13 protein-coding genes are annotated in these 11,431 nt (G+C 68.3%); 5 read left to right on the forward strand and 8 right to left on the reverse strand.

Annotated features, from left to right (window positions below; genetic code table 11):
• The first annotated feature begins 157 nt into the window (after positions 1-157).
• Positions 158-433: a hypothetical protein gene (locus ABDW59_RS22015; protein ID WP_343633158.1), complete on the forward strand. Its 276-nt coding sequence runs from the start codon at positions 158-160 to the stop codon at positions 431-433.
• A gap of 139 nt (positions 434-572) precedes the next feature.
• On the opposite strand, the gene ABDW59_RS22020 is transcribed toward ABDW59_RS22015, so the two are convergent.
• Together ABDW59_RS22020 and ABDW59_RS22025 are read right to left on the reverse strand one after the other, a co-directional pair.
• Positions 573-1,274 (reverse strand): glutathione S-transferase family protein, encoded by a 702-nt coding sequence (locus ABDW59_RS22020; RefSeq protein WP_343633160.1) that lies wholly within the window; start codon positions 1,272-1,274, stop codon positions 573-575.
• Between the two features lie 27 nt (positions 1,275-1,301).
• Positions 1,302-3,365, reverse strand: coding sequence for a transglycosylase SLT domain-containing protein (locus tag ABDW59_RS22025; protein ID WP_343633162.1), 2,064 nt, complete (start codon positions 3,363-3,365; stop codon positions 1,302-1,304).
• An 11-nt stretch (positions 3,366-3,376) separates the two neighbouring features.
• Between ABDW59_RS22025 and ABDW59_RS22030 the strand changes: the two genes are divergently transcribed.
• On the forward strand, positions 3,377-4,003 hold the full coding sequence (locus ABDW59_RS22030) for a 5-formyltetrahydrofolate cyclo-ligase (protein ID WP_343633164.1): 627 nt from the start codon (positions 3,377-3,379) through the stop codon (positions 4,001-4,003).
• A gap of 8 nt (positions 4,004-4,011) precedes the next feature.
• On the opposite strand, the gene ABDW59_RS22035 is transcribed toward ABDW59_RS22030, so the two are convergent.
• Positions 4,012-4,998, reverse strand: coding sequence for a LysR family transcriptional regulator (locus ABDW59_RS22035; protein ID WP_343633166.1), 987 nt, complete (start codon positions 4,996-4,998; stop codon positions 4,012-4,014).
• 126 nt (positions 4,999-5,124) lie between these two features.
• Between ABDW59_RS22035 and ABDW59_RS22040 the strand changes: the two genes are divergently transcribed.
• Positions 5,125-5,472, forward strand: coding sequence for a DUF2917 domain-containing protein (locus ABDW59_RS22040; RefSeq protein ID WP_343633168.1), 348 nt, complete (start codon positions 5,125-5,127; stop codon positions 5,470-5,472).
• Here the strand turns inward: ABDW59_RS22040 and ABDW59_RS22045 are convergent.
• Complete coding sequence (locus tag ABDW59_RS22045; RefSeq protein ID WP_343633170.1) at positions 5,429-5,956, reverse strand: TfoX/Sxy family protein; 528 nt, start codon at positions 5,954-5,956, stop codon at positions 5,429-5,431. The two genes, ABDW59_RS22040 and ABDW59_RS22045, sit on opposite strands and share 44 nt — an antisense overlap.
• A gap of 93 nt (positions 5,957-6,049) precedes the next feature.
• Between ABDW59_RS22045 and ABDW59_RS22050 the strand changes: the two genes are divergently transcribed.
• Both ABDW59_RS22050 and pepQ read left to right on the forward strand, forming a co-directional pair.
• On the forward strand, positions 6,050-6,658 hold the full coding sequence (locus tag ABDW59_RS22050; protein ID WP_343633172.1) for a 5-formyltetrahydrofolate cyclo-ligase: 609 nt from the start codon (positions 6,050-6,052) through the stop codon (positions 6,656-6,658).
• Entirely contained in the window at positions 6,655-7,989 is a 1,335-nt protein-coding gene (pepQ, locus tag ABDW59_RS22055; RefSeq protein WP_343633174.1) for a Xaa-Pro dipeptidase, read from the forward strand. Before ABDW59_RS22050 ends, pepQ begins: the two co-directional genes overlap by 4 nt.
• A 69-nt stretch (positions 7,990-8,058) precedes the next feature.
• Here the strand turns inward: pepQ and ABDW59_RS22060 are convergent, their stop codons facing one another.
• The 4 genes from ABDW59_RS22060 to ABDW59_RS22075 all read right to left on the reverse strand — a co-directional run.
• The gene (locus ABDW59_RS22060) at positions 8,059-8,697 is read right to left on the reverse strand and encodes an OmpW family outer membrane protein (RefSeq protein ID WP_343633176.1); all 639 of its coding nucleotides are present in this window, start codon (positions 8,695-8,697) and stop codon (positions 8,059-8,061) included.
• A gap of 129 nt (positions 8,698-8,826) precedes the next feature.
• Entirely contained in the window at positions 8,827-9,666 is an 840-nt protein-coding gene (metF, locus tag ABDW59_RS22065) for a methylenetetrahydrofolate reductase [NAD(P)H] (RefSeq protein WP_343633178.1), read from the reverse strand.
• A complete protein-coding gene (locus tag ABDW59_RS22070) occupies positions 9,663-10,394 on the reverse strand; it encodes a TlyA family RNA methyltransferase (protein WP_343633180.1) in 732 nt (243 codons plus the stop codon). The genes metF and ABDW59_RS22070 overlap by 4 nt, the downstream gene beginning before the upstream one ends.
• A 33-nt stretch (positions 10,395-10,427) precedes the next feature.
• Positions 10,428-11,431: adenosylhomocysteinase (locus ABDW59_RS22075; RefSeq protein WP_343633182.1), on the reverse strand; the 1,004-nt coding region annotated here is incomplete at its 5' end.

Here is an 11,431-nt window from a genome sequence, read left to right on the forward strand (position 1 = left end):
TGCGGCGCAACATCCCCAGTCTGTGGGGTGCTCCCTTAGGCTGCGAATCCGTATATTCACCAAGGACCTCCTGCACAACAGTGCCTGTTTCAACAGGCCGACTTACCGAGAGAGACGCACGTGTAAGGCAGGCAGGTCGAGCAGTGGGAGTTTAAGAATGAAAGCAGTCCTTTGGCTCCTGTTGAGCGGCTTCGGTCTGTCCGCTCAGGCGCAAGTCCAGGAACCGACCTCCGCGACCCCCCAGGTCGCCGTGACCGCCGAATCCAGTTTCGTCGGCCAGAGCCAGCCCAGCGCCCCGCAATTGCCCGATGTGAACGAGCAGGAGGACGCCGTCACCGCGCCGTCCTTCGTCAACGAACCGCAGAACCAGGCCATGATGCTCGTCGGCCTGCTGGCAGCCGGATTCCTGGTCCGCCGCCGCCGCGACCACTGATCACGGGGCTTCTCGCCGCGAACGCAGCGGCCTTTCTCGATCTCGATCCAGACTTCAGACCGATCTCGCCGCCTCCCTTGCCCTCGGGCATCGGAGGCGGTTTCTTTTCGGCTTTTGCTCAGCGTCGCTCAGCGCCGATTCAGCGCTTGAGCACCGGCACCTGGCCGCGCACGTCGCGATAAGGCTCCTGGATGTCCAGGAAGTCCTTCTCGGCCAGCGCGTCGGCGATCCATTCGCGCACGCCTGGCGCCTGCTGGAGGCGGTCGACGTAGTCCTGCAGCGACGCGGGCAGCGGCAGGCCGTAGCGGGTCACCCGCATCACCACCGGCGCGAAGAACGCGTCCACCGCGCCGAACTCGCCGAACAGGAAGGGGCCGCCGCTCTGCGCCAGCGCATCGGTCCAGAGCTCGGCGATGCGGGCCAAGTCGCGGTGCAGGCTGGGCTCGGTCGCGAGCAGCCGTTGACCGACGAAGGCCAGCTTGGCGTCGATGTTCATCGGGCACAGGCTGCGCAGCTGGCCGAAGCCGCTGTGCATCTCCGCGCACAGGCTGCGCGCGCGGGCGCGCTGGCGGGCGTCGCGCGGCCAGACCGGCTTGTCGGGGAAGCGCTCGGCGATGTATTCGACGATGGCCAGCGAGTCCCACACCGACAGGCCCTCGTCGACCAGCACTGGGACCTTGAGCGTGGGCGTCAGCGGCGCCAGCGCGCGATAGAAGGCCGAGCCCGGCTCGAAGTCGAAGCGCACCACCAGTTCTTCGAACTCGATGCCGAGGCCCTTGAGCAGGACCCAGGGCCGCATCGACCAGGACGAGTAATTCTTGTTGCCGATGACCAGTTGCATGGAGGGAGTCGCTTTCTTCTTCAATTCTCAGTTGCCGTTGGCGGGGATTTCCTGCGGCGGCATGCCGGCCGGACCGATGACGCGGCCCAGGCGGTCGCGCAGCAGCGTGCCGCCCTCGCGGCCCATCAGCTGGGCGTAGATGGTCGCGTTGGACAGCACCTTGCGCACGTAGTCGCGGGTCTCCCAGATGGGGATGTTCTCGGTCCAGATGGCGGCGTCCAGCGGCGGGCCCTCGCGCCAGCGGCGGGGCCGGCCCGGCCCGGCGTTGTAGGCCGCCGCAGCCATGGCCTGCGAGCCCTCGAAGCTGTCCATCACCAGCTTCAGATAGCCGGTGCCCAGGCGCAGGTTGGTGTCGCGGTCATGCAGCATGTCGGGCTTGAAGTCCACGCCCAGCTTCTTGGCGGTCCACTTGGCGGTGGCCGGCATCACCTGCATCAGGCCGCCGGCGCCCACGTGCGAGCGCGCGTCCATCATGAAGCGCGACTCCTGCCGGATCAGCCCGTAGACATAGGCCGGATCGAGGCCCGCCGCCGTCGCCGTCTTGAACACCTCCGCGCGGTAAGGCATGGGGAAGCGCTGAGCCAGATCGATCTCGCCCCTGGTGCGCTCGCTGGTCTGAATGCAGCGCTCCCAGAGCTCGCGCTCGCAGGCGGTCTGGGCGACGGCCATCAGCTCGCGGTCGGACAGGCCGCGCAGGCTGAAGTTCCACTCGCGCTGGCCCTCGCTGCGCAGGCCCACGGCCAGCAGCTGCAGCGCGCGCTGGATGCCCGCCTGCTGTTGGACGAAGGCGCGCTCCTGGGCCGTCAGCTCGGCCGGTGTGGGTGGCAGCGGCAGGCGCAGCTTGAGCTCGTCCGCGGCCAGCTTGCCGTAGAAGTTCAGCGGCGAGGCCATTGCCCGCAGCGACTCCTGCGCCTCGCGGCGCTGCGCATCGCCGGCCGGTCCCTTGTCGGCCAGCTGTTGCTGCGCCTTGGCGCGCCAGTATTGCCAGCCGATGTCCTTCTGGTCCGCCGGCTTCATCAGCTCGATGGCGGCCAGCAGCTGCGCGGGACGGCCGGCGCCGTTGTCAGCGCGCAGCGCGGCGCGGGCGATCCAGGTGATCGTGTCGTCGCTCCATTCGATGGGCTCGCGGGCCTTGGCCTGGAGCTTGATCGCGCGCTCGAAATGATCGCTGGCCTCATCCTTGAGCCGCAGCGCGGCCTGACGGCCGTACTGGGCCCACAGCCAGGCGGACAGCTCGCCCGGCAGCTTGGGGGCCCAGCGCTTCACGTCGTCCTCGGACTTGTCGTAGTCCGTCGCGGCCAGGCGCATCAGCGCCAGCAAGGTCAGCTCCGCCTTGGCCCGGGGCGAGGCCGCGCCCTTGCGCTTCAGATAGCGCTCGGGCTTGTCCATCAGCTCGGCGACCGCGTCCTGATCGGCCTTGGACAGCAGCGCCGCGGCCTGCTTCACCGCGCGCGGCTTGTTGGTCTCCACCACCAGCCGCAGCTTGCGCCACACGTCCGCGTCCTTGAACACGCCGTTCTCGTGCAGCGTGGCCGCCAGCATGTTGCAGCCCTCGTCGGCGTCGCGCTGCGCGAACCACGCCGTGCGGGCGCTGTCGCGCAGCTCACGCTTGGGCGGGTCGGCCAGCAGCGTGTAGCAGACCACCTCGCGGTCGTCCTGCATCTTGTAGGCGGCCAGGTCGCGTCGGAAGTTGGCCCAGTCGCGGCGGTGGCCCAGCTCCAGCAGCCAGTCGTTGCGCAGCCGGTCCTCGACATAGCTGCCTGGCCAGCGCGCATAGAAGGCGTTGAGCTCGGGCTGCTGCGCCTCGGACAGGCGGGCGTTGAGCTCCCAGTAATCGAACCAGGGCGCGAGCGGATGCTGCTGGTCGAAAGCCGCTTGTCGCATCGCGCCGAGCTTGGCGCGATCGCGCACCCGCCAGGCCTCGCGGGCGTCGGTGACCAGGTCCGGCAGCGGCGGCAGCGGGTTGGCCACGACCTTGAAATTCGAGGGCGCCTGCGCGGCGGCGGACAGCGGCGCCAGGGAGGCGAGCGCGGCCAGGGCCGACACGGTCGCGCAGGCGAGGGCGGTTACAGTGATCCGAGCGAACTTCATGCCGAACTGCGATGAATGCCTCCCCCAAGGATCCGACCCCGTCCGGTGCCGAAACCGGCGCCGGCAAGACCTGGCCCCATGAGCGAAGCGAGCTGCGCCGCGCCTTGCTGGCGCGCCGCCGTGAATGGTCGGCCAGCGCCGAGGCCCCTCTCGCGACCGATCGGCTGGGCGAGCAGTTGCTGCAACTGCTGCACCAGCTCGAGCCGCTGAGCCTCGGCCTGTACTGGCCGCTGGAGGGGGAATTTAACGCAGCGGCTTGGGCCGCGGCGCACAAGCTGAGCGCGCAGATGCAACTCGCGCTGCCCTTCGCGCGCAAGGCCGGCGATCGTGGGCCCGCATCGATGGAATTCCGACGCTGGGACGGCCGGGAGCCGACGCTCAAGGACGAGTGCGGCATCCCCAGCTGCGCCGGGCCGGTGCTGGTGCCGGAAGTACTGCTGGTGCCCTGCCTGGGCTACACCCGCGAGGCCTTCCGCATGGGTTATGGCGGCGGCTACTTCGACCGCTGGATCGAGGCCCATCCCGGCGTGACCACGATCGGACTGGCCTGGGCTTGCTGCGAGGCGGCCTTCGAGGTCCTGCCGCACGACCAGGCGATGACGGTGGTCCTGACCGAGCGCGAAGTCATCGCGCCCTGAGGGGCGGCTCAGGTCGATCGCTCGTCGATCGGCGGATCGGCCTCGCCGATCGCGCGGCGGGTGAGGGCGGCCTGCTCCCCGATCCAGCGCGCGAACTCGACCACCTCCGGCCGCGAGCGCCCGTGCGGCGACAGCATCAGCCAATAGACCGTCGGGCAGTCGGTGCGACCGCCGCGGCCGAAAGGCTCGACCAGCTCGCCGCGCTGCAGGGCCTCGATGATCAGCGGCAGCCGCGCCAGTGCGACCGCCTGGCCGGACACCGCCGCCTGGATCTGCTGGTAGGTGAAGTTCAGGTACATCCAGCGCCGCGGCTGCAGGTCCGGCGCGCCGTGCAGGGCCAGCCAGCGGCGCCAGCTCAGGAACAGGCCGCTGGGGCGCTGGTCGTCTTCCTCGGCCAGCGTGTACTGGCGCAGGTCGGCCGCCTCGCTCAGCGCGGGGCCCTTGCCCTCCGCGGCCTGGGCGGCGACCCAGGGATTCACCACCGGGGTCAGCACCTCGCCGAACATGCGCTGCGCCGTCGGTGGCACGCCCCGGCCCGGGGTCGCGTAGCGCAGCGCGATGTCGACCTCGCTGTCCTCCAGATCCACCAGCTGGTCGTGGGCGGAGACGCGGATGTCCATGTCCGGGTGCGCGCGCTGGAAGGCCTCCAGCCGCGGGATCAGCCACAGCGAGGCAAAGGACGCGAAGGTCGTCACGTTGACCACGCGCCGGCCACGCGTGCTGCGGATCTGGCGCACCGTCCCGTCCAGGCGGTCGAGGATGGACTCCACCGCCGTCTGCAGCAGCTTGCCGTCGGGCGTGAGCTCCACATGCCGAGTGCCGCGCAGGAAGAGCGTGGCGCCGAGTTCCTCTTCCAGCGATCGGATCTGGCGGCTGACGGCAGATTGGGTCAGGAACAGTTCCTCGGCGGCGCCGCTGAAGCTCAGCCGCCGGGCGACGGCTTCGAAGGCGCGCAGCGCGCCCACCGCGAGTGGGCGATTTCGGGGCTGATTCATGCGCGGATGGTATCAATCCGCGTGAGAAGACTCATTGGACCGGACTGCGGGCGAACCCTAATATTCCGCCATGCTCACGAGGAATGCCGCCGATGCGCGCGGGTCTCGACGGGCGAGGGGTAGACCATGAACGTCACGCAAAAGTCATCAATCCAGGTCACGCACGGCGACGCGGCGTGGACTTTGTCTCAGGGCGAGGCGATGTCGTTGCCGATCGGCCCGGGCCGCCGCGAGCTGCGCGTCCTGGAAGGGCGCGTCTGGTTGACCCAGCGCGGCGCGCTGTCGCTGCCGGCCGAGGACGTGTGGCTGAACGCCGGCGACACGCTGGTCGTCGAGGACGGCTCGGAGCTGGTCGTCGAAGCCTGGCCGGCCGCGCGCTTCCAGCTGCTGGTGCCGCCCAGCGTCTGCGCCGCGCGCACCGAGCGCCGCGTCAGCCGGCTCCCGACTTTCGGCCTGCGGCTCGCGGGCGCTTGAGCGGGGAGGCGGCCGTGAGCGGCTTCGCTTTCTTCTCGGTGCTGGGGGCGGCGGTGGTGCCGGCCCTCTTCTTCGGCGTGCTCGTCTTCGCCTTCGAGTTGGCCGAGCGCAAGGCCGATTCCATCGCGACGCGCCCCCAGGGCAGCATCAGCGCCGGGGATTCCAGCGTCTCCTCCGGCGGCCGGAAGTAATTCAGGCTGGCGACTTCCTCGCGCCCGTCCTTGCCGGTGCGCGCGTAGCGGAAGGGCTCGCAGCCCGCCGCCTCGTAGCGGGGCTGGCTCTGGGCGTCGGCTTTCAGATAGAGCTCGTCGCGGCTGATGATCGCGAGGAACAGGTCGTCCACGTAGAGCCCGAAGCCGCCGAACATCCGGCGCGCCAGCACCGGCCCGAGCGGGCTGAGCAACTCCATGCAGTGGTTGGCGAAATCGCTGCCGGCGCCGGTGACGCGGCGGACGGTGCCGGTGGTGGTGGTGCCTCGTGCCATGAGGGCCGACTGTAGTCATCTCCTCTGGCGCATGCCACGCGTCACGGCCACAATCGCCGCTTCCTGGGCCGCGTCTGGCCCGAAGGGAGCCGGATGGACCTTCCGAACGACAAGCACCCCCTGTCCCCCGCCATCGCCACGGACCGCAAGGCCTTGCGCGAGCGGCTGATCCAGGAACGCCTGGACCTGCCGGGGCGGCTGGATCTGGCGGACGAGTTGCAGCGCACGCTGCGCGTGTGGCTGGTGGCGCGCAAGGAGTTGCGCATCGCGGCCTACTGGCCGATCAAGGGCGAATTCGATCCGCTCCCAGCCCTGTTCCGCTGGAGCGAGGTGGACGCGAATCGTCGCATCGGCCTGCCCGTGGTCGATCGCGAGGAAGAGCGGTTGCGCTTCCACGTCTGGTATCCCGGCTGCCCGATGGAAGAGGACGGTACCGGCATCACCAAGCCCAAGGACACCGAGTCCTTCGATCCGCAACTGCTGCTGTTGCCGTGTCTGGGCTACGGGCCGGGCGGCATCCGGCTGGGCTATGGGGGCGGCTTCATGCTGCGCACCATCGCGCGTATCGAGCCCAAGCCCATCGTGGTCGGCATCGGCTACAGCCACGGCTTCCAGCCCACGCTGACCGCGCAGCCCAACGACGTCCGGCTGGATGCGATGCTCACCGAGATGGGGTTGGTCTGGGAGAATCCCCGCGCATGACGTCCGTTGATTCCTCTTCCCTGAATTCCTTGTATGCGGCCCACCTGGCCGAGCAGCAGGCCCGCACCGAGCATGCGCTCCAGCGCGGCGGCTACGACGCGCTCTTGATCGCGTCGGGCATCGAGAAGTTCGCCTTCCTCGACGACCGGCCCTATGTCTTCCAGACCAATCCCCACTTCAAGCTGTGGGTGCCGCTGGTCCAGCATCCCGACAGCTGGCTGGTGATCCGTCCCGGCCACAAGCCGCGTCTGGTCTATTGCCAGCCCGAGGACTACTGGCACGTGCCGCCCGCCGCGCCGAGCGGCTTCTGGGTCGAGCATTTCGAGCTGATCGTCGTGCGCCGTGCGGAGGAGGCGCGCCAGCATCTGCAGGTGCCGGGCCGGCTGGCCATCATTGGCGAGGCCGATGCCGCGCTGGACGGCGTGGTGCCCAACAACCCGCCGGAAGTCCTGAATCCGCTCCATTACGCCCGCGCGGTGAAGACGCCCTATGAGCTGCTGCGCTTGCGCGAAGCGTCTGCGCTGGGCGCGAAGGCGCACCTGGCCGCGCAACGCGCGTTCCGCGAGGGGCGCTCGGAGGCGGAGATCCATCGGTCCTATCTGGCGGCCAGCGGCCATGCCGAGCGCGATCTGCCCTACGGCAACATCGTCGCGCTGAACGAGCATGCGGCCGTGCTGCATTACCAGTACCAGGACGTGAAGGCGCCGGCGCAGTCGCTGTCCCTGCTGGTCGACGCGGGCGCGCACAGCGTGGGCTACGCGTCCGACATCACGCGCACGACCGGCAACGGCGACGCGAGCTTCCAGGCGCTGATCGATGCGATGGAAGCGGCGCAGCTGCGGCTGGTCGACGGCGTGCGCGCGGGCGTCGATTACCGCGACGTGCATCTGGCCTCGCATCGCGAGATCGCCGGCGTGCTGCGTCAGCTGGGCATCGTGAAGATGGACGAGGAGGCGATGGTGGCGCAGCGCGTCACCGCGACCTTCCTGCCGCACGGCATCGGCCATCTGCTGGGTCTGCAAGTCCACGACGTCGGCGGCTTCATGGCGAATGAGGACGGCGGCGTGATCGACAAGCCCGAGGGTCACCGCTATCTGCGTCTGACGCGGGTGCTGCGGCCGGGCATGGTGGTGACCATCGAGCCGGGGCTGTACTTCATCCCGATGCTGCTGGAGCAGTTGCGCGCGACGCCCGCGGCGGCGCAGGTCGACTGGGCGCTGGTCAAGCACCTGAGCGCCTTCGGCGGCGTGCGGATCGAGGATGACGTCGCCTGCATCGACAGCGGCGCGCCGGAGAACATGACGCGGGATGCGTTTGCCGCGCTGGACTGAGACCGATCACTCGCGAAAGTGAAGAAGGGCCCTCGCGGGCCCTTCGTCGTCATGGGATCGCGGTGTCGCTCAGAACCGATACCCCACCCCCACGCCCACCAGCAGCGGATTGATCTTGAACTTGCCGACGGAGGCGCCCTTGGAGCGCACATCAGTGTCCATCTGGATCTTCTTGATGTCGACGTTGATCGACCACTGCTTGTCGAGCATCACGTCGAAGCCGGCTTGCGCGGCCAGGCCGATGCTGTGCTTCTTGATGCTGGGCGCCAGCGCCGTCTGCACCGCTTGATCGAAATGCACGCCGGAGAAGATCGTGTAGTTCACGCCTGCGCCGATGTAGGGGCGGAAGCTGCCTTCGGGATTGAAGTGGTACTGCAGCGTCAGCGTCGGCGGCAGGTGCTTGACGCTGCCGATGCTCGCGCCGTTGCTGCGCAGCGTGTGTTTTTGCGGGATGGTCAGGATCAGCTCGGTCGCGATGTTGGGCGTGATGAAGTAGCTGATGTCGACTTCGGGAATCGTCTTGCGGCTCAGCGACAGGCCCAGGCCGGTGCTGTCCTTGTCCGCCGAATCGATGTTCACGGCGCGCGCGCGCAGCAGCCACGGCGTCGATTGCGCCTGCGCCGGCATCGCGACGGCCAGCGTCAGCGCCGCGAGCGAGGCCGCCGCGGCAGCGTGAACATGAGAGCGACGAACGGAAATGCGGGTCATGCGAGTTCTCCTGGTCAATGGGATGACAAGGATTGAACGACCGCCCCGGACCACGCTTTTTGATCCTTCACAAGGAAGGACGGCGGGCCGCTGTCACGTCCCGTGACAGCGCCCGCCGCTTGAGTCTTATCAAGCCCGGGTCGAGAGACCGAGGCGCGCGCACAACTCCAGCGTCAGCGCGCTCTGGTTGAGCGTATAGAAGTGCAGCCCCGGCACGCCGCCGGCGATCAGGCGCTCGCACAACCGGGTGACCACGTCCAGGCCGAAAGCGCGTACCGACGCGGCATCGTCCATGTAGCCCTCCATCTTCAGCGCGACCCAGCGCGGGATCTCGATCCCGTCGCGCTGCGCGAACTGCGCGATGCGCGAGAAGTTGTTGATCGGCATGATGCCCGGCACGATCGGCACTTCCACGCCCAGCCCCCGCGACGCCTCGACGAAATGGAAGTAGGCATCGGGGTTGTAAAAGAACTGCGTGATCGCGCCGCTGGCGCCGGCCCGCACCTTGTCGGCGAAGAACTGCAGGTCGCGCGCCGCGTAGCGCTGCTGCGGGTGGTACTCGCAGTAGGCGGCGACCTCGATGTCCCAGTCCTCGCCCTGCGTCTCGCGGATGAAGCGCACCAGCTCCGACGCGTAGCGGAACTCGCCGGCCGTGGCCGTGCCGCTGGGCAGGTCGCCGCGCAGCGCGACCACGCGGCGGATGTTCTGCGCGCGGTAGGTCGCGAGGATCTCGGCGATGTTCTCGCGCGTGGAGCCGACGCAGGATAGATGCGGGGCCGCGTCGAAGCCCTGGGCGGCGATGTCGGCCACGGTGGCCAGCGTCTTCTCGCGCGTGGAGCCGCCCGCCCCGTAGGTCACGCTGAAATACTGCGGATTCACCGCGCGCAGTTCCTGCACGACGGTCTTGAGCTTCTCCGTGCCCACCGGCGTGTTGGGCGGGAAGAATTCGATGCTGACAGGCGTCGTCATGGTTTCTGAACCCAGATGAAAAATTCGGTGTTGCCGTCGCCGCCTGTGACCGGGCTTTCGAACCAGCCCTTGACGACGAGTTCGCGCTTCTCGGCAGCCGCCACGGCCTGCTCCTTGAGCACGACGTACTGCGACCTGTCCTTGACGATGCCGTTCTTGTTCAAGGCCTTGGGGCCGAGCTCGAACTGCGGCTTGATCAGCAGCAGCGCCTGACCCTGCGGCTTGAGCCAGCCCACCACGTGCTTGAGCGTGCCGACCATCGAGATGAAGCTCAGGTCGCCCACGACCAGATCGAAGGGCGCGTCGGGAACGAAGTCCTTCACGTGCATGCCTTCATGGGCGGTCACGCGCGGATCGGCCTTCAAGGTCTCGTGCAACTGGCCATGGCCGACATCGATGCCGGTCACGTGGGCCGCGCCCGCCTTGAGCAGCACGTCGGTGAAGCCGCCGGTGCTCTGACCCATGTCCAGCGCCGAGAGGCCCGCCGCCGACACGCCGGCCTTGGCCAGCGCGCCTTCGAGCTTGAGCCCGCCGCGCGAGACGTAACGCAGCTCGGCGTCGTCCGTCACGCGCAGGGCGGTGGTCTCGCGCAAGTCCTCGCCGCACTTGCGCACGACGGTCCAGCCCTTGGGGCCTTCCCACTCGACCGCGCGCGCGTCGATCAGCCGCTGGGCGGCCGAGCGCGTGGGCGCCAGGCCGAGGGAGAGAAGCAGCTGATCAGCACGCATGGTCGGTTCTCGGGTCGCTCGACGGTTGGGCTATCAATAGCGGTAGGTGTCCGGCTTGTACGGACCGGCCTTGCTCACCCCGATGTAGGCGGCCTGCTCGTCGGTCAGCTCGCTCAGCTGCGCGTTCAGCGTCTTGAGCTGCAGGCGGGCGACGTGCTCGTCCAGGTGCTTGGGCAGCACGTAGACCTTGCCGACGGCATAGGCGTCCTTGTGCGCGAACAGCTCGATCTGGGCGATCGTCTGGTTGGCGAAGCTCGAGGACATGACGTAGCTCGGGTGGCCCGTGCCGCAGCCCAGATTCACCAGACGGCCCTTGGCCAGCAGGATGATGCGCTTGCCGTCCGGGAAGATCACATGGTCCACCTGCGGCTTGATCTCTTCCCACTCGTACTTCTCGATGGACGCGATGTCGATCTCGTTGTCGAAGTGGCCGATGTTGCAGACGATGGCGTTGTGCTTCATCGCGGCCATGTGCTCGTGACGGATCACACCCTTGTTGCCGGTCGTGGTCACGAAGATGTCGGCCTTGTCGGCGGCGTATTCCATCGTCACGACGCGGAAGCCTTCCATCGCGGCCTGCAGCGCGCAGATCGGGTCGATCTCGGTAACCCAGACCTGGGCCGACAGCGCGCGCATCGCCTGCGCCGAGCCCTTGCCCACGTCGCCATAGCCGGCGATCACGGCGATCTTGCCGGCGATCATGACGTCGGTGGCGCGCTTGATGCCGTCGACCAGCGACTCGCGGCAGCCGTACAGGTTGTCGAACTTGCTCTTGGTGACCGAGTCGTTGACGTTGATGGCGCGGAACAGCAGCGTGCCCTTGTCCGACATCTCCTTCAGGCGGTGCACGCCGGTGGTGGTCTCCTCGGTCACGCCGATGATCTCGGCGCTCTTGCGGGTGTACCAGGTCGCGTCTTCCGCGATCTTCTTCTTGATCGCGGCGAACAGGATGCGCTCTTCCTCGCTGCCCGGGTTGGCCAGCACCGACAGGTCCTTCTCGGCCTTCTGGCCCAGGTGCATCAGCAGCGTCGCGTCGC

The sequence above is a fragment of the Roseateles sp. genome, from assembly GCF_039595295.1.
GTDB lineage: Bacteria > Pseudomonadota > Gammaproteobacteria > Burkholderiales > Burkholderiaceae_C > Roseateles.

Coding starts and splice junctions, on each gene's coding strand:
- ABDW59_RS22015 (WP_343633158.1), top strand. CDS start 158: ATGAAAGCAGTCCTTTGGCTCCTGTTGAGCGGCTTCGGTCTGTCCGCT.
- ABDW59_RS22020 (WP_343633160.1), bottom strand. CDS start 1,274: ATGCAACTGGTCATCGGCAACAAGAATTACTCGTCCTGGTCGATGCGG.
- ABDW59_RS22025 (WP_343633162.1), bottom strand. CDS start 3,365: ATGAAGTTCGCTCGGATCACTGTAACCGCCCTCGCCTGCGCGACCGTG.
- ABDW59_RS22030 (WP_343633164.1), top strand. CDS start 3,377: ATGAATGCCTCCCCCAAGGATCCGACCCCGTCCGGTGCCGAAACCGGC.
- ABDW59_RS22035 (WP_343633166.1), bottom strand. CDS start 4,998: ATGAATCAGCCCCGAAATCGCCCACTCGCGGTGGGCGCGCTGCGCGCC.
- ABDW59_RS22040 (WP_343633168.1), top strand. CDS start 5,125: ATGAACGTCACGCAAAAGTCATCAATCCAGGTCACGCACGGCGACGCG.
- ABDW59_RS22045 (WP_343633170.1), bottom strand. CDS start 5,956: ATGGCACGAGGCACCACCACCACCGGCACCGTCCGCCGCGTCACCGGC.
- ABDW59_RS22050 (WP_343633172.1), top strand. CDS start 6,050: ATGGACCTTCCGAACGACAAGCACCCCCTGTCCCCCGCCATCGCCACG.
- pepQ (WP_343633174.1), top strand. CDS start 6,655: ATGACGTCCGTTGATTCCTCTTCCCTGAATTCCTTGTATGCGGCCCAC.
- ABDW59_RS22060 (WP_343633176.1), bottom strand. CDS start 8,697: ATGACCCGCATTTCCGTTCGTCGCTCTCATGTTCACGCTGCCGCGGCG.
- metF (WP_343633178.1), bottom strand. CDS start 9,666: ATGACGACGCCTGTCAGCATCGAATTCTTCCCGCCCAACACGCCGGTG.
- ABDW59_RS22070 (WP_343633180.1), bottom strand. CDS start 10,394: ATGCGTGCTGATCAGCTGCTTCTCTCCCTCGGCCTGGCGCCCACGCGC.